Origin of the sequence: Nostoc sp. 'Peltigera membranacea cyanobiont' 210A, from assembly GCF_002246015.1 — a bacterium.
Lineage (GTDB): Bacteria > Cyanobacteriota > Cyanobacteriia > Cyanobacteriales > Nostocaceae > Nostoc.
In genome coordinates this window covers 228,262-244,531 of sequence record NZ_NOLJ01000009.1, presented here as the reverse complement: position 1 = coordinate 244,531, position 16,270 = coordinate 228,262, and the positions used below count along the sequence as shown (strand labels likewise).

Annotated in this window: 21 protein-coding genes and 1 pseudogene; 5 read left to right on the top strand and 17 right to left on the bottom strand. The window is 42.9% G+C overall.

What is annotated here, in order from left to right:
- Window positions 1–27 precede the first annotated feature (27 nt).
- The 12 genes from CDG76_RS27425 to CDG76_RS27370 all read right to left on the bottom strand — a co-directional run bounded on the left by CDG76_RS27425 (window position 28) and on the right by CDG76_RS27370 (window position 8,045).
- A complete protein-coding gene (locus CDG76_RS27425) occupies window positions 28–1,254 on the bottom strand; it encodes an RNA-guided endonuclease InsQ/TnpB family protein (protein ID WP_094352024.1) in 1,227 nt (408 codons plus the stop codon).
- A gap of 107 nt (window positions 1,255–1,361) precedes the next feature.
- Complete coding sequence (locus tag CDG76_RS27420) at window positions 1,362–2,012, bottom strand: M23 family metallopeptidase (RefSeq protein ID WP_094352104.1); 651 nt, start codon at window positions 2,010–2,012, stop codon at window positions 1,362–1,364.
- A 4-nt stretch (window positions 2,013–2,016) separates the two neighbouring features.
- On the bottom strand, window positions 2,017–2,358 hold the full coding sequence (locus CDG76_RS27415; protein ID WP_094352023.1) for a hypothetical protein: 342 nt from the start codon (window positions 2,356–2,358) through the stop codon (window positions 2,017–2,019).
- Window positions 2,358–2,846, bottom strand: coding sequence for a hypothetical protein (locus CDG76_RS27410; RefSeq protein WP_094352022.1), 489 nt, complete (start codon window positions 2,844–2,846; stop codon window positions 2,358–2,360). Before CDG76_RS27410 ends, CDG76_RS27415 begins: the two co-directional genes overlap by 1 nt.
- A 22-nt stretch (window positions 2,847–2,868) precedes the next feature.
- Window positions 2,869–3,438 (bottom strand): hypothetical protein, encoded by a 570-nt coding sequence (locus CDG76_RS27405; RefSeq protein WP_094352021.1) that lies wholly within the window; start codon window positions 3,436–3,438, stop codon window positions 2,869–2,871.
- A 4-nt stretch (window positions 3,439–3,442) separates the two neighbouring features.
- Window positions 3,443–4,285, bottom strand: a complete 843-nt coding sequence (locus tag CDG76_RS27400; protein ID WP_094352020.1) for a phage terminase large subunit family protein — start codon at window positions 4,283–4,285, stop codon at window positions 3,443–3,445.
- Window positions 4,286–4,295: 10 nt separating this feature from the next.
- Window positions 4,296–4,514, bottom strand: coding sequence for a hypothetical protein (locus CDG76_RS27395; protein WP_011316696.1), 219 nt, complete (start codon window positions 4,512–4,514; stop codon window positions 4,296–4,298).
- A gap of 60 nt (window positions 4,515–4,574) precedes the next feature.
- A complete protein-coding gene (locus CDG76_RS27390) occupies window positions 4,575–4,835 on the bottom strand; it encodes a hypothetical protein (protein ID WP_039744742.1) in 261 nt (86 codons plus the stop codon).
- An 8-nt stretch (window positions 4,836–4,843) separates the two neighbouring features.
- The gene (locus tag CDG76_RS27385) at window positions 4,844–5,395 is read right to left on the bottom strand and encodes a hypothetical protein (RefSeq protein WP_094352019.1); all 552 of its coding nucleotides are present in this window, start codon (window positions 5,393–5,395) and stop codon (window positions 4,844–4,846) included.
- A 22-nt stretch (window positions 5,396–5,417) separates the two neighbouring features.
- Entirely contained in the window at window positions 5,418–5,816 is a 399-nt protein-coding gene (locus tag CDG76_RS27380) for a hypothetical protein (RefSeq protein ID WP_029631351.1), read from the bottom strand.
- 391 nt (window positions 5,817–6,207) lie between these two features.
- Window positions 6,208–6,795 (bottom strand): hypothetical protein, encoded by a 588-nt coding sequence (locus tag CDG76_RS27375; protein WP_094352018.1) that lies wholly within the window; start codon window positions 6,793–6,795, stop codon window positions 6,208–6,210.
- 5 nt (window positions 6,796–6,800) lie between these two features.
- A complete protein-coding gene (locus tag CDG76_RS27370; RefSeq protein WP_094352017.1) occupies window positions 6,801–8,045 on the bottom strand; it encodes an AAA family ATPase in 1,245 nt (414 codons plus the stop codon).
- A gap of 85 nt (window positions 8,046–8,130) precedes the next feature.
- Here CDG76_RS27370 and CDG76_RS27365 point away from each other — a divergent pair, with 85 nt between their 5' ends.
- The 3 genes from CDG76_RS27365 to CDG76_RS27355 all read left to right on the top strand — a co-directional run bounded on the left by CDG76_RS27365 (window position 8,131) and on the right by CDG76_RS27355 (window position 9,739).
- Window positions 8,131–8,931, top strand: coding sequence for a peroxiredoxin-like family protein (locus tag CDG76_RS27365; protein WP_094352016.1), 801 nt, complete (start codon window positions 8,131–8,133; stop codon window positions 8,929–8,931).
- A gap of 137 nt (window positions 8,932–9,068) precedes the next feature.
- Complete coding sequence (locus CDG76_RS27360) at window positions 9,069–9,404, top strand: DUF5674 family protein (RefSeq protein WP_015328451.1); 336 nt, start codon at window positions 9,069–9,071, stop codon at window positions 9,402–9,404.
- Window positions 9,404–9,739: a hypothetical protein gene (locus tag CDG76_RS27355; RefSeq protein ID WP_094352015.1), complete on the top strand. Its 336-nt coding sequence runs from the start codon at window positions 9,404–9,406 to the stop codon at window positions 9,737–9,739. The genes CDG76_RS27360 and CDG76_RS27355 overlap by 1 nt, the downstream gene beginning before the upstream one ends.
- A gap of 207 nt (window positions 9,740–9,946) precedes the next feature.
- Here the strand turns inward: CDG76_RS27355 and CDG76_RS27350 are convergent, their stop codons facing one another.
- The 5 genes and pseudogenes from CDG76_RS27350 to CDG76_RS27325 all read right to left on the bottom strand — a co-directional run bounded on the left by CDG76_RS27350 (window position 9,947) and on the right by CDG76_RS27325 (window position 14,996).
- On the bottom strand, window positions 9,947–10,900 hold the full coding sequence (locus CDG76_RS27350; protein ID WP_094352014.1) for a GIY-YIG nuclease family protein: 954 nt from the start codon (window positions 10,898–10,900) through the stop codon (window positions 9,947–9,949).
- Window positions 10,860–12,245, bottom strand: a pseudogene (locus CDG76_RS27345) (IS4 family transposase). Before CDG76_RS27345 ends, CDG76_RS27350 begins: the two are co-directional and overlap by 41 nt.
- A gap of 327 nt (window positions 12,246–12,572) precedes the next feature.
- On the bottom strand, window positions 12,573–12,776 hold the full coding sequence (locus CDG76_RS27335; protein ID WP_094352012.1) for a hypothetical protein: 204 nt from the start codon (window positions 12,774–12,776) through the stop codon (window positions 12,573–12,575).
- Between the two features lie 292 nt (window positions 12,777–13,068).
- Window positions 13,069–13,569, bottom strand: coding sequence for a VOC family protein (locus CDG76_RS27330; RefSeq protein WP_223265414.1), 501 nt, complete (start codon window positions 13,567–13,569; stop codon window positions 13,069–13,071).
- A 158-nt stretch (window positions 13,570–13,727) separates the two neighbouring features.
- Window positions 13,728–14,996 (bottom strand): RNA polymerase sigma factor, encoded by a 1,269-nt coding sequence (locus CDG76_RS27325; protein WP_094352010.1) that lies wholly within the window; start codon window positions 14,994–14,996, stop codon window positions 13,728–13,730.
- 322 nt (window positions 14,997–15,318) lie between these two features.
- Between CDG76_RS27325 and CDG76_RS27320 the strand changes: the two genes are divergently transcribed.
- Both CDG76_RS27320 and CDG76_RS27315 read left to right on the top strand, forming a co-directional pair.
- Window positions 15,319–15,729, top strand: coding sequence for a YciI family protein (locus CDG76_RS27320; RefSeq protein ID WP_223265413.1), 411 nt, complete (start codon window positions 15,319–15,321; stop codon window positions 15,727–15,729).
- Window positions 15,730–15,763: 34 nt separating this feature from the next.
- Window positions 15,764–16,261: a VOC family protein gene (locus CDG76_RS27315; RefSeq protein ID WP_086762236.1), complete on the top strand. Its 498-nt coding sequence runs from the start codon at window positions 15,764–15,766 to the stop codon at window positions 16,259–16,261.
- Window positions 16,262–16,270 lie beyond the last annotated feature (9 nt).

Here is a 16,270-nt window from a genome sequence, read left to right as displayed (position 1 = left end):
TGAAGCTACTCCTTGACACTCCCTGCTCTAAAGAGAAAGGGATTCTTGGTTCAGTGACTCGCCGTTAGACAATTGGTTTACACCAATTCCCCAAGAGGGCAAATCTCCCCAAGCGTAATTTCCCGTGTGCCCCACGGTACTTAATCCTAGGTTCAGGATATTTATACTGGCATTGACATCTCTGTCTTCTACATATCCGCAATGTGTGCAAATATGGGTTCTAGTAGATAGAGATTTATTCACTTTCTTGCCGCAGTTAGAGCAATTTTGGCTTGTGTTGTGAGGAGAGACAGCAACCGTTACCTTCCCATATTTATGACCAAAATACTCTACCCAACTGCGGAAAGTTGACCAACCAGCATCACTGATTGATTTAGCTAGATGTTGGTTCTTGACCATGCCTTTCACATTTAAATCTTCATAGGCTACCAAATCATTAGATTGGATGACGGAGTACGCCAATCTCTTGCAATACTCTTTTCGCTGCCTACTTACTCTTAAATGCTTACGCGCATACCTATTTCTAGCTTTGTAGTAATTATTAGACTGACGAAGCTTGGCTTTATTTTTAGCTTGATTGAATTTCTTAGATTTTTTGCGATTAGCTCGATTCAACTGCTTTTCCGACTTGCGGTAAAACTGGGGCGAGGGTTCTACATTACCTCTACTATCAGCAATGAAATACTTTAATCCTAAGTCGATACCAACTACTTGATTTGTTGGCTGCGTTTTAACCTTAACATCAACATCAAGTACGAACTGAGCGTAGTAACCGTCAGCGCGACGTACTAAACGGACACGCTTAATTTGTTTAATGTCGTAGTAATTAAGATCATAAGTTCCCTTCAAATTGAGTGTTCCTATGCCTTTCTTATCTGAAAAACTAATGGCTTTACGAGTTTTAGAAAGCTTCCACCCAGAGGTTTTGTACTCCACTGATCGGCAATTTTTCTTAAACTTTGGGAAACCCTTTTTACCATTAATCTTTTTCTTGCAGTTATCGTAAAATCGGCTAATTGCGCTCCAAGAACGTTCTGCCGCCGACTGCCGAGCCATTGAATTTAGTTGAGCAGCAAAGGGAAATTCAGCAGCTAGTATCGCACAGTATTTGCTGAGGTCATACTTGCCTACATTTTTATTATCCATCCAGTAACGTAAACATTTGTTTTGGATGAATTGACTGGTGCGAATGGCTTCGTCAATAGCACGATACTGCTTTTCTTTTCCTTTGACTTTAAACTCATAGATTATCATGGCTCAACCTGATTTATCTCGACTGATTTAAGAAAGCCAAATTTATTTTGCTATACGCTTATATGCACCGGATTTATTTGGGGTTTTAGGTATCACGACTCATAACTTCAACGATTAGCTAAATATTCGTGTAAATAAGGACGGGGGTTCTGTGTTACACCATTAACGTGAACTTCAAAATGCAAATGCGGCCCCGTGGAAAAGCCCGTACTACCTACTGCTGCAATCATCTGCCCACGCACAACTTGTTGTCCTTGCTGTACATACAGCTGACTGGCATGACCGTACAGAGTAGATAAACTTCCCTGATGCTGAATAATAACTGCTTTGCCATAACCACCCTTGTCGCCTGCAAAAACTACTCGACCAGCATCAATCGCATAAATTGGCGTACCCTTCGCTGCACCAAAATCAATCCCCGCGTGAAACTTGCGATCGCCTGTAATGGGGTGTGTCCGCCAACCAAACTCACTAGTTACAGGAGTACCAGCCGCAGTAGGAAAGGCAATTTGACCGTTATTTAAAACCTTATTGCTAACAACAGTTCTAGGTAATATTAGACCTTGGAGAGATTTAACTAACAGTTGAGATTCAATCCAGCCAGAAACCTGGGGGATGACCATAGCTGCAATTACAATTGAGGTTGCGATCGCATATCTCCAATTTGCACTCGAACTAGTATCGACTGTCTTATCCAAACAAGTTACAGCCGAATTACTAACCTCTTTGCCACCATCAGTTTCAAAGATTATTCGCATTGCCTCAACGCCTTCTCTCATTAGCAGGAGAAACCTGCCAACAACCAATCTTTGCAGTACTCAATACTTCCTCAAAGTCATTCCTAGCTACACGGCAATCAGGAGAATTTAGCCCATCCCCAGATGTTGCAGGTTCCCTTACTTGCGGGGAGTAACGTGTAGGAACAGGAGTAGAAGATATATTCACGCCAGGTGCAGCAGTGGGTACAACAGGCGACGATGAAAACTGAAGCTTTTGTACCAATGCCACAGCATTACGCCAGTTATAAAACTGCAAATATCCCGGTTGTAAAATATCTGCAATCCATACCAGCAGTACGAACCAAAAAATTGCCTTTACCGTCATTATTCCAATTGCTTAACCACAGGCAGGGCAAAAGAGGGAACTTCCTTGGGTACAACTTCAATCTTCTTCCCAGACGCATACCCCGGCCCGGTATAACTGCCATTTAGGAAAAAATTCAACAGCATTATTAACAACCAGACTCCCACACCAGCTACACCCACAGGAGATTTAATTACATCAGATAAAAAATATACTGGATACCAGCCAAATCTCCAGGGGTTTTGCGGATGCAGGCGGTGTGCTTTCCAAGTCTCAATGTAGGGAATTTCTATCTGAGGAACCCTCGGCTTATAGGAAGTAGGTGCATTGATATACCTAACTTCTACTGGCTGAGTCTCATAAGTAGTCATGGGAGAAACGTTAGGTTGCTGATTTACTATTCCTCCCTGCTGTACCTGCTGCAACATATTTTGCAAGCGGTTTGCAGGCACAATTGATCCACCTTCAGAATAATCAACATCAAAGTTGCGGCGCTGATTTCTACTCATAATATGACCTCAAATTAAGTAACTAGCTGGCAGGTTTATCATTTACCTGGGAGTTAGTATCTTCCCAGAAATCTTCATCCTGAAGTTGGGTGTAAAACTCTTCTGGAGATAACATTCCAAGTTGGTTTTGCACTCCATCTTCAACAAATTGGCTACTATGTACTCGCCCTAAGCCAGAAACACTAGAACGAGGAGAAAATTGAACTACATTCTTGGCAGAGAATTCGCTATTTAACCTCATCCCAGGAGTAGGTGATACTGGGGGCATTAAAGAAGGCTGAATATCAGTATCAGAAACACCAACATGAAGTTGTCGATTGCCAGGATTAGCCAAGTTATCAGACACTTCATCTCTTTCTTCAATTGCATTGTTATAGTCAGAAATTCCCCAGCCCAAAAAACAAGTAAACCCAGCCAGAAATATAACTGCACTCATCCAATGCACTCCTGAATTGGGAGATGGCATCATCTCAACTGTTGTGCGAGTTGAACCTTCAAGGGTAGTACGAATAGGGGTACGTTTGACTGCCGCTACAACATTGAGCGAACACAAAGCTATGCAAATTATCGCGGCAGCAAACTTGACATACATGACATCATCCCCTCGATTTATTAACAGGCTGTTTATTAGGAACTGGCTGAGGTAATTGCTTCTTCATTTGTTGGATATACATCCGCCTTTGCTCCTCCCGTTGGTGTATTCTCTCGCGGATGTCTGCCACCTGTGCCATCTGCTCTACTGGATCTAAATACCCCCGCGCTCGTAACAGCTGCGCCTGTGCAAGAGAATATGGTTCTTGAGCATTCTTAATCTGAATTAGCATTTGATTCAGATCAACTGATGGTTGAGATTCCAAGTTTTGAGCGTAATCAATCGCCTCTAATTTACCCAAAATTAAAACAGCAGCCGCACCAGTTGGTATCTTCTCCTCAACTTTCGTACCATCGGTTTTGCGGTACCCCCAGTAAAAAGTATTATTACCAGAAGCCGCTTCTAGTAAAACATCCAGCGAGTTGAATTTAACTATCTCCAGTGCCGGCATATAGTGAAGGCGGTAAAACCCAGATTTATCATTAGCCTGCATTCTGGATATTTCACCCCGCAATTGCTGTCCCCACAATGCCGCCGCCAACTGTCGCCAGCCTGTAAGAGTAGGCGCACCCTCGACTGAGGAGTAACTGGAAAGATGGTCTATATTGTAGTCAGTACGGGAAAGCTTTTCTAAGTACACTTCCCGAATTTGGGAAACTTGCGCCTTTACCTGTTGTACCTCCGATATTTGATTACCTGGAACCTGTTGCTTCCATCCAACCATCAATGCAACCGCCCCTATAACAGACAGCGCACTAACAGTTGAACAAACCGTCCACAGGGTAACATTTACCTTTTTCTTTCTGCGACTTGGCTGTTTATTTCGCACAGGTGTAGGAGTAAACATAATTTACCCCTCATGTATTATCAACAACCAACTGCAACTGAGGGCGCTTATTTAACTCGCGCGCGATCGCAATTCCCGCACCACCTACAACTATCCCGGTTAGTAGCAACAGAGGATGCAAGGCAAGGGTTGCCCCCACTCCCAATAATTGTCCTACCATCCCGGAAACACCCAGGTTCATCAACAAACCGCCTGCTGTGTTAACCAAAAAGTCAAATGCTGCACTCATACCTGCTCCCTGGCAATAATGCGACTAAATTGAGTAATGTCCTTAATTTTGAAAAGTTGATTAGGTTTTTTGTTCGTCCCTGGTAAACCAAATTATTACTAGTGCCAGAATCAAACCAACTAATTCACCTATACCCACACCAATCAAAATTGGCTGAATACTCGGAATTTCTTGTCTCTCTTGAGTTGGGGGGACTGCTACCCACGTCCCAATCACAGTCCCAGCTACTACCGAAAGTAAATTTATACCAACTGCCTGAGTAGATGTCTTTCTCAAGTTGAGTAAACTCTCATCCCGTATTTGATAGCAGATGGGTAGCATTTGAGCTACTATTTCTTCGGAGATTGCCCGGTTTTCGGCTGCGAGGACTTCAACTGTCTCGGCTGCGGTGTCGATGTACCGACTAACAGTGGATGAGTCTGTTCCCCCCAGTTCACTTTGCCGAAAAAATCGTTATCGATGCGCGAGTTAATTCGCTCTTGCGCTTCATCGTAACCAGGTGGAACGGAAGTATTACCTTCACCAAGTAAACTGCTGCCATGAAAAACAAATTCTTCTAGAGCAAGTGTCGAAGATTCAAGCACCACTTTATGGCGTAATTCCCCTAACTGAATACCCCTATCTGCATCTCGGTAAAGTATTCCTACAAAGCTGTCGGGTGAAGCTTGTTCTGGGTCTACGCCAAATCGCTGTTTGATGTACTCGCGCTTGTCGAACTTATGTTCGCCTACTTCTGATTTGCGATCGCGCATTGCAATCAAATGCTGGGCTGCTTCTTCAAGGGACATACCTTCACGGGAGGCTGTCTCTTTAAGTTGAACTAGCTGCTGCTCAACAGTTTCATCAAGTGTATCATTTGACTGCAAAGCTAAATCCAACAACCGACAGCAGGTACGTACTACATCAGGCGACACCTGCAAAGTCTCTGCCACTTTGTTGATATGCTTCATTTCGCTCAATTCTCCTAATTACTGCTTGCACAATTGGGTTATTTTTTTCTTCATCAGATATATGCTTAGTCAAAAAGTCATAAAGGCTTACGTCATTAACTTTTTGCAAATAAGCATCTAAGCCACCAGCAGGAATTACCTGCTGTAAATATTCTTCACAAGTCAGCCGCCGAATCTTGATAGCAACGTAAAAAACATCCGCAATCTCGACTGTTGTTGCATCAAAATATCCTCCCCGCTTTCGGGGTTTGACTATACCAGCATAGGGATACCACCGCTGTAAAGCGGCAATGGAAATCCCGTATCTTTCGGCAAGTGTTTTCTGGGTGTAAATAACGTTCTCACATATCATCAAACTCAATTCCAACTGAAAGACTTCATCAATTGAAAGCAAATTAAACTAGCACCTTACCAAACTGCTTGTAAATTAAAAAGTAATTTACAATTGATGTCACTTTAGTACAGGTATAGCTCAACTCAAATACAACTAAATTTCAGTTCATCTCCTACTAAACTGCACACTTGCCAAGTTACATACTGCCTGTTGAGAATGCAAGCACGTTTGTATATATGAGTTAAAAAAATAGAACAATACCTCTTTTGGTAAGAAACTGCTCTAACAGAAATATATAACGCGATGTGCTACTTAATAGTCTGTGACAAGTTTATTGAACTTTTACCCATTTATCTTGCCGTATCGTGTTATGAAAATACTTGCCTTCACAATCTGATAACTACAAAGCTTATTCTTCTTGAGAAATAGCCTGCTGCTGTTTCTTTATCGCACGCGCTATCAAAGGAGCTTTTTTTTCTAATCCTTGTAGAGTCAAATCCCCATCCAAATAAAGTTGATACCATTGTTGACGCTGGCGCAAGACTCTTTCATCATCCCTTAACCGCAACCGTTCCAAAGTAAATTCTGCCTTTTGACGTTGTTGCGGAGGAACTTTATCTGTTAGTACTAATTGTAGAGAAGGAAGCAAAATTTCAAACCAATCTTCTCCCAAATCAAAAGGGTCAAGTACCTGGTCATCAAGTGTACCTTTACTACTATTAATCCAAGCAGAAGCAAAGCGTAAATTGCTCCATTCATAAGCTAAATTGCGATAATTTTCACGGCTGCGATAATGATCTACTGTACCAACGGGTTCATACATAACGCTATAGCCACACAGATTATTAAATCCATCAGCTAAATCACTTTTGAAAGGCGACCAATAATCTCTGGTTCCTTTTTTGGGATCTGAGTTTTTTGCCAACCAAGCATTTCCTGGTTGTCGCACTTTTTTATCAAAATCAGGCGGTTCTGGAGGAGGGTTAAATGGCATCATCTGTGTTATACCTCTGATAACCCAAAATTTCTTTTCTCCGTTGTAACTATCCAACGGGGCCAAAATGGGTCATGTCCTGGTAAAACTCTTTGAAGTTCCTGATGAATTTGTATTGGTATTCTCAGATTTTCTGGAAACGCATTCATATCATCATCACGCATCCAAGCCTCTGCTGCTTCAATTGCGATTTCTGCTTCTTTGGAACGGGCTTGTTTGAGTCCAAAAATGTCTGAGGTTAACCATCCAACTATGTCCCCTTGTTTTGACCAAGGTACTTCGTCAAGGCTAACCTCTCTATCTTGTAATTTAAATAAAAATAGTTGATCTTTTTGCTCATTAAAATTTGGCTCTAAGGAAGCAAGAACAAGTGGAGAATGAGTAGTTACTAAAGCCTGTATCTTCATCCTGGGTTGTAATTCTGTCACCACAGATAAAATAGCTGGTAAAATCACCCTCTGCCAACGAGGATGTAAATGAGATTCAATTTCATCAACTAGTAAAACTATCTGATTTACTGGCTTTTGTTGTCGCAGTTCGGAAGCTTTTTTATGTTCGTACCAAGTCCACACTAGTAAATAAGCTAGTCCCAGAATACGCTTCATTCCGGCTGATGTTTGAGTAACAGGAACATTCCCGTAAGGTAGGTTAACTGTAGGAATATCGCGCACGTCTTCAATAGAAACTCGCGTTGTTTCTCCCACTTCTATCCATTCGGAAGGGTGAGGTGCAAGTTTTTTAATAACATTAGAAAAGAGTTCAAATGGATATTTATTGGGTTGATTCTGCCATGTAACCCAATCTTGAATTAGACCATTACAAATAACTTTATCTTTTGACTTTAATCCATTCCAAAGTGTATTTGGATTAAAGTCAAAAGGAATATCACGTTGGCGAGCTGGGTCAAAAATCGAAAAACTACCATCAACCCGTACATAAATAACTACCTCTTTTAATAAAGGAGGCATTTGTAAATTACGCCATTGCTGTTCAGAAAAATCAAACTGGCTCTGATATTCTCTTATATTTTTTTTATTGCTAACTACGGCTGTAATTTGCGGATTTTCACCTCTGACTCGCTGTGGGTACGCTGGTTGCTCCGCCCAATTTGTAGTCATCACCCACCAGGCAATATCAAGTAAAAAACTTTTACCTAAACCATTATCACCTGTAAATATATTGAGCCTATCGGCAAATGCGACATCAAAATGGGCAGCAGGACCAACTTGTTGGAGGTGAAGTTCTTTTAACATTTGGCTCTCATACACAAATTTATATTGATCAACTTACTTCTTGTAAATTAAAATTGGATAGCTCAATAGCAGTTAATCATTTTTAATGAATCCCTACAATATCCTTAATCAGACTGAACTTCAGTGTGTTAGTGATGGCATGACCCGACCCCTACTAGAAAATTGCGAGACTGCCTCACATATCCTGATTTTAGTCTGGCCACAACTTGGGGATTTTGATAGCCTTGAATATGCATGGTGGTTACAGCGCAAAGCTAAAAAATTGCCTCCTGAAAAACTCGCTATTCGTGCAGTGGGAATTGGCTCACGCACCTCTGGAACAAGATTCTGTCAATATACAGGATTTCCACCCGAAAATTTATTTGTTGAACCCAATGCAGAACTACATCACCAACTTAAACTTTATTCAGGTCTGAATCTGACTCTACCTGGACTTTCTGTGTCTCATCAAGCTTGGCTAAATCTAATGTTAATGTGTGCAGGGTTTGGAAGTCCGGGAACGCTAAGAGAAGTTTTTCGGGGATACAGGGGAGATCGTCAAGCCCCTCAACTCATTGAAGATGATGAAATTATTCAAGGTACTCCTCTACCTGCTTTTAAAGGCTCGTTTTTCCGATTAGCTGGCCCAAATGGTTTTCAACGTCCTTTTGAATTAGCAACTCTCCGGCTACGTAACATGGTGGAAGTTCTAAGCAATTGGCACACTTATGTACCAAATTCTGCCTACTTAACTCAGCGTGGTGGAACTTTTTTGTTTGATAGTAAAGGCCAGTTACTTTACTCTCATCAAGATCCAGGAATTCTGGGCTTTGCTGCTAATATGAGTCAGCCTTTATCATTTTTATCCTTTATCGAAGCAAATAGCTTTACGATGGGTGATGCGTAAAGGCCCCGAATGCGCTTTGCTAAATTCGGGGGATATAAGCGAACTTTCCTGAATTTATTCATCAGTGTTCAATTGTTTGGCGTGATTAACTAATCTATGGAATGATCTTGTTGATTGCTACTTGGGACTAAATTCAATTGATTTTAATAATCCGTGAGCCTGCTAGTCGTGAAGAAATAGACGAAATGGTGAAAACTTGGGATGTATTCATTAAAATAGCAGTAGACATCGAACGCAAAATTCTTGCAGGTGGTGGCGTTCGCCATTACGAATGTGAACAAGAGTTACTCAAAGACGGTAGCAGACAACGAGATATTTGGGGTGTGGATTGGTCTGTTTTCACTCAAGAAATCGTGTTTGAGTCAATCATCAACATTCGCCCAAGCCAGAATAACCGTAGCATGATAATACAGTCTAACCAAATTCGAGAACAAGTTAGCCAAATTACCAAGCAATTGCTAGGAGGATTGTAATGCCTAACTGGAGTGCAATTGAAGCGAGTTTTTTACGTCAACCCCACGCGCAACAATTAGGAGAATTGGCAGCTAGTTTGGCACGCCTTAACTCTTGGTCACAAAAGAGTGCAATTCGTGAATTAGTTCCAATATTGTTGTCAGAAAGTTTGTTGTACGTGTCTTTAATACAACAAAAAAATGAAATTAATAATGTTGAATTAAATCAACTCCAAGACTTATTACAAAACTGGATTAATGTTTGGGACAAATCAATGGAAATTACAGATATTGCATCTGTTGCGTCTACTTGGTCACAGCGAGTATTGGAGATGTCGGGTTTGCTAGCTTCTTAAATCGTTGAGTCCATAGTCTTAAGTAATGCACTTGACCACTGCGATCAGCTACGCTGGGCGGTTACGCCATCGCTCCTCGGTAAATACTGCTGTATCAAGAGTCGGCAGTCGCCTTATCATCAGTGGTAGAGTATTTAGAGATATAGCAATAAAATAATTATTTTTATTTGGTAATTAATTAGATTTTGCTACGGGATTATGAGAATACTACACAGCAATTTGCTCCCACCTAGAATTCTCCTCAAGAATATCTATTTCATCAAGAGATAGTATTTTAGGTTGCATTTGTTGCAGGTCACACAGTACCATTTCGGTATCCTCAGCATTAAACTTATAATACTCAGTTAAACTTCCGATGGGATAATTTAAGCCCTGATAGCGGTGTTTGAAATATAATTCAATATTCCCCCGATGCTCCCAACTTCCTAATACTCTAATAGCAACACTGGAATAATGAGCAAGTAAATCAATTTTTACTTCTGCTACTCGCTTGAGAACGGATCTAGTGGTTACTCCTATTTTGTAGATAATTCCAATATTAGTTTCAATCTCTAAAAAATATAGGCTAGAGGATAGAATACGTTGAAGTTGAGCGCGATACAGCTTCAAATCAGTAAATCGATATGCTAAATCTGGAGCATTTTTGTACTCAGCGTGTTTAAAAGCTAGCTCAAGTTTCAGCAGTTTTTTAAGTAATAGTGGCTCCTGTACATCATTGAACCGCGCAAACTCTAGCGCTCCAACGGGAATTTTACCCAAATCACTAAATTCATACTCAGGTGGGGTGAAGTATAGGTTTTTTCTTAACACTGCTGCTTTGAGTAAACCAGAAGTAATTAAGTAGGAACTAATAGGGTAATTTTTGGCTCCGTACTCCTGCCAAAGCAGCTTTAACTGTGCCAAATCCTTGCCAGATAATTGAACATTAAAATTGTCATAGAGTGGCAGAGTAGGGAATTCTCGGTTAGCTATGGGGCGGCAGGTTTCTTCATTATGAGCAAAATGATGCTCTTTCACCTTGCCTTTTTTAGCAGTTAGACTGCTATTACAGTAAGGACACTTAAGTGAAGTCTTGCCCCTGTTGATATCTTCAATACATATCAAGATCTGACTTTTCCCGTTAAGTCTCTTTTGCAAGCAGCCAACCTTCACAAAGGTCATGCAATTTTAACCAACCTCGCCACAGTACCTGGATACCAATTGGTGTTTTGCTTCGATGTTCTAGGTAGCCGCCAAGACGAGCGATCGCTTCGACAGCCCAATTAACTGTGAGGAGTTTGGGTGGTTTGGGAGACTTAGCTTTTAAAATCTTGAGTTCAAGGGGATTGAGAATTTCAATTGCGGGAGCTAAAGGCTGAGTACGGTGGAGATAAGTCAACTGTAAAAGCTCAACAGCAATCACACTCAAGAATCCAATGAGAGTTTTCATCCCCTCAGCAGCAAGCCGATATTTTTCTACCTGACATCCCGACTTGAAAATTTTATGATACTCTTCAACTCGCCAACGGTAAGAATACCAGCGTAAAATCATAGAAGCTGTCTGGATATCTGCAACAACTTCTGTGGTTAGCAACATCCATTCTACAGAGGTTTCACCCTCTGGGCAATCAACTTCCGTAGCATAAACAGCATATACCAGTAGAGGGTCACGGTTGTCAAAACGATAGGGAGTACGGAGGTTTACAGGACAAAATCGTACAGCCAGCTTGGTTTTGCGGGCAGAACGTTTACTAGTCTGGGGTAATTCGATTTCCTGTTCCAGACTGATAGGCTGCCCTTCCAGTTTTGACCAAAGACGCTCACTGTTCAGTTTCTAAGCTACGGTTATGAGCTGCACGAACGATAACTCCTATGTGCTGAAGTTGACGAACTTTATCAAAAACTTCTGTGATATCACCTTCTCGGTCGAAAACATGAATCACTTGGGTGTGCTTACTCACAAGGTTTTCTACAGTGGTGAGCGCTTCTACCCACCTGTAAGATTCTTTTTGCTCAAAAGGGCGGTTTCGGGCTTCTTTGCGTGCTGCTGCAAGTCGTTTTTTCTTTTGTGTCGGAGTTTCCTCTTTTGGTGGCTTTTGTTTTGGATCTCGATTCCAAAGTTTTTGCCACAACAGACCTATCGATTGACCTTTCTGGGGTTCTATGGCTAAAGCGCTGTGTAATATTAAACCGTTACCTCCCTTACCAATTGGGCCGTAACCTTCCTTTTTAGCCTCAATACTGCCATAATCAAGAAAAGTCGTGTCTCCAACGCACAGCACTACATCATATTCTGCAACAGTTTCCGCCGTCATTTGACAGTGCGGCTCAATCAATCTTGAAAATTCCACTTTGGGGTTGGCAAAAACTCATAAGCTCTCTTGAGTACTTTTCCACTACTGAAGATTTCTGACAGTGCTTTGCCAAATCCAAGACTTAGAGCATAGCCTATCGACATTGCACGCTCATTTAATCTGCGATCGCCTAGCTCACAAGTCGCAAAATTTTTCTCCCACCAGTCCAGCATCGCTTGTTACCTTTAGCACTCGATTTCAATTACTGTACCGTATATGCTGTGCTGTTTCCTAAATCCTTTGTGAGCAAGCTTTTCAAGACTTAACGGGAAAAGTCAGATATCAAGATCCCTTCTTCATTTACACCATATTTCAGCCACATTGCCCCACCATTACTGAATAGTTAAAGTTGCTCTTACTAGTGTGCTTTAACTTTTCTAATATGTCTCTATCTTCTGGAGTAATATAATGTTGATTTTAAGAATTAATGCACCAATTAAAAACCCCTCCAAGATTGGAGAGGTAAAGTAGCTTTTCAAAGGCTGTACTGAAACTATGCTTTATTCAAAGTTGCCAATACCCATCATGTGATAAGCAATAACAGCAGTATCAAAGGGTTGCAGGTAATTGATATTTATGGGATTACTGGGTAAAGTAATTAATGTTTCACTCTTGTTAGAAGTAGCTGTTTGATTGTTAGCGATTCTAGGTAGTAAAATAGAACCAACAAGATTTGCCAAATTGAGTGGGTTAGCGAGTTTCATAGATGATTCTATGTTGGTTATTGAATATATATATTTAACTGAAATAATTTAACAACTTATGCATCACACTTAATCATTTGTAGGTGCGATGGCGTACCCGCCCGCCGGAGGCATCGCTCTTTTTTCGTCTCTACGAGACGCTACTCGCGTTCGCTTCAATGAAGAGCGATATGGCTGGCGCTCTTACCACAATTCCTGTTATTCAATTTTTTATTCCTGAACCACCAACTCTTGCAGTAAGCCTTTCTCTTACAAGCCCTGTCTCTTAAGAGCAGGGTTTGTGACTCTCTGGTCAACCATTGTTCTGGTTGAGTTGCTGCTCAAGCTGCTCATCCCAGAAGGCGGCTTCTATTTTGTGTCCATCTGGATCGCGCACAAAGCAGCCGTAATACGGCTCACTATAGTCGGGTCTGCCACCGGGGGCACCATCGTCTTTACCTCCTGCCGCTAATGCTGCCTCATAGAAGGCGTGGACTGCTTCTTTTGTAGGAGCAATAAAACCAATGTGAGTTCCATTGCCAACCGTTGCAGGTTGCCCGTTGAAGGGAGTTCCCACCCAAAATTCGGGATACTGTTTACCATAGGCGATCGCCCCCGGATGCTCCATAAATCGCTTACAGCCCAATGTTGGCAACACAGCATCATAGAAGGCGATCGCTCGTTCAAAATCATTAGTACCAATCGAAATATGCGAGAGAATGCTGGGATTGTTATCCATGTCGGAATCCTCTATCAGTTGAGGTGGATGTGGATGTGCCAGAGAGCCGATCGGTGATTTGCTGCACCCGAACACAACTTGATCAAACGATTGGATTATAACAGTACTTTAGTACTAAGCCGACTTGTCTTCTTTTGCCTTTTGTTAAGTTACAAGTTCACCCTGTTAGAAGATTTTTCATTTCTTTTTCAACAGCATCATGGATGCCTGGCGCTTTAAACTGTTGTAAACCCTTAGCCGGACTGAATGTTAGGTTGAACTTCGCGCAACCGACGTTCCAGAAAACGGCGCTCACTGTCATTTGTCACTAATTCTAGTGCCCGTGTATAGCTCTGAGTCGCTTCCTCTAATGCTCCAACACGCCGGAATAAATCTGCACGGGTGGCATGAAAGAGATGATAGCTGTCCAGTTCTGAAGCAAGCCTATCAATCAGTCCAAATGCGGCTTGAGGACTGTCTGCCATTGCGATCGCCACTGCTCGGTTCAAGGTAACAATGGGTGAGGGCTGCAAGCGTTCCAACACCTCATAGAGCCGCACGATCTGCGCCCAGTCTGTTTCTTCGGCGCGGGTTGCCTGACAATGGAGGGCGGCGATCGCCGCTTGCAGGGCATACACTCCGGTTCCAAAGAGCAACGCTTCCTCTACCAGAGGTAACGCCTCAGCAATCTGTAGATGATTCCAACGACTGCGATCCTGATCTTCTAGCAAAATCAAATCGCCTGCCTCATCTAGACGCGCATTGCGCCGCGAATCGTGCAATAACATCAGCGCCACCAGTGCTGTGACTTCAGATGGGGGTTGGGGTGCCAGCAATTGCCGCACCAGTTGCCCCAAGCGAATCGCTTTGATGCAGAGGTCAGCCCGCACGATCGCATCTCCTTTGGTTGCGGCATAGCCTTCGTTGAAGATGAGATAGATGACTGTCAGGACTGCCTCTATCCGGGGAGCGAGATCAGTCGTCTCAGGTACTTTGTAAGGAATGCCTGCGTCTCGAATTTTGCGTTTAGCACGAACTAACCGCTGTGCCATTGTTGCAGTCGGTATAAGAAAGGCGCGGGCAATTTCGTCGGTTTCCAGTCCACCCAACATTCGGAGGGTCAACGCTACTTGAGTTTCCGTTGCCAGTGCCGGGTGACAGCAGGTAAAGATTAATCGCAGGCGATCGTCTCCAATTTCATCACTGTCATAGGTTGGTTCTTCAGTGGATGGAATTAAGCCAGATGCCGCATACCACTCCAGTTTTTCGGTCAGTTTCGTGCGTCGTCGGAGGCGATCGATCGCCTTGTACCGGGCAGTTCGGATAATCCAGGCACGGGGACGATCAGGAATACCGTCGCTTTCCCACTGATTCACTGCCGCTGTAAATGCTGCCTGTGCAGCTTCTTCAGCTACATCAAAATCTCCGACCAGCCGAATCAGAATAGCGACAATGCGCCCCCATTCAGTTCGATAAAGGGCAGCAATTGCTTGAGCCACATCTGTTTTTGGGATTGAAGCCATACCTTTGACAAAAAGACTTGAAGAAGAATTCAGAAGTCAGAATTCAGGAGTCAGAATCAATTGGATGGGAATTCAGACCCCAACCAATTGTAGACACCGTGCAGACGATAGCGCAGCGTTAGCGACGCAGGAGCGTCTGGGGTTTTAAACCCGTTTATTCATCCACCAGTCGCACAGAATTCAATTCTGAATTCTGGCTCCTGACTCCTGAATTCTGTTTGATAAAGAATTTTGGGCAAGGTGTCGATTTGAGCAATTGCCGTTCGACTAACTGATAAAGGGAGATAAGTTCAATTGTACTAAACAAAATTTTTGCACTCAGGTGTCGATTTGGACAATTCCCATTCGACTTAATCACAAAGGAGGCAACCCAATGAAATATTTGCTGCTGATTTATATGGACGAAAACGCCATGAGCGACACCGAGCGGGAGCATTGCTATGGGGAATCTGCCCAACTCGCCCAGGACTTGCATACTCAAGGAAAATTTCTGGCGACGGCTCCACTCCATCCTGTTGCAACCGCAACCAGTGTCCAAGTCCGTGATGGCAAATCACTCGTGACCGATGGACCATTTGCCGAAACCCGCGAACAATTGGGTGGATTCTTCCTCGTTAATGCTCAGGATTTGGATGAAGCCATTGCGATCGCCACCCGCATCCCAGGTGCAAAAGTCGGCACCGTCGAAATCCGTCCTGTCATCGAAGTTGCGGGACTACCAGGACAGCCCTGACCGTCTTAACCGCTTGAATTCAAGGAGAACCCTCATGCAAAACAATTCCAAAATCACTCCCTGTTTATGGTTTGACGATCAAGCCGAAGCCGCCGCTCAGTTTTATACGTCGATTTTTCGCAATTCCAAAATTGTCCACGTCAGTCGATATGGAGACGCTGGACAGGAAATTCACGGAAAACCAGCCGGAGCCGTCATGACTGTCAGCTTTGAACTTGATGGTCAGCCGTTCACAGCACTCAACGGTGGTCCGACCTTCAAATTTAACGAGGCGATTTCCTTCCAAATCTTTTGCGATACCCAGGCGGACGTGGACGATTACTGGCAAAAATTGTCTGCCGGTGGGGATGAAACCGCACAGCAATGCGGTTGGCTCAAAGACAAATACGGCGTCTCCTGGCAAATTATTCCTCGCATTCTGATTGAGTTACTCAACCACCCCGACGCGGCAACCTCTCAAAAAGTGACCACTACCATGCTGCAAATGAAGAAGATCGAGATTGATGAACTCAAGCGTGTCGCTGCTGATTAGCGGTTCCTT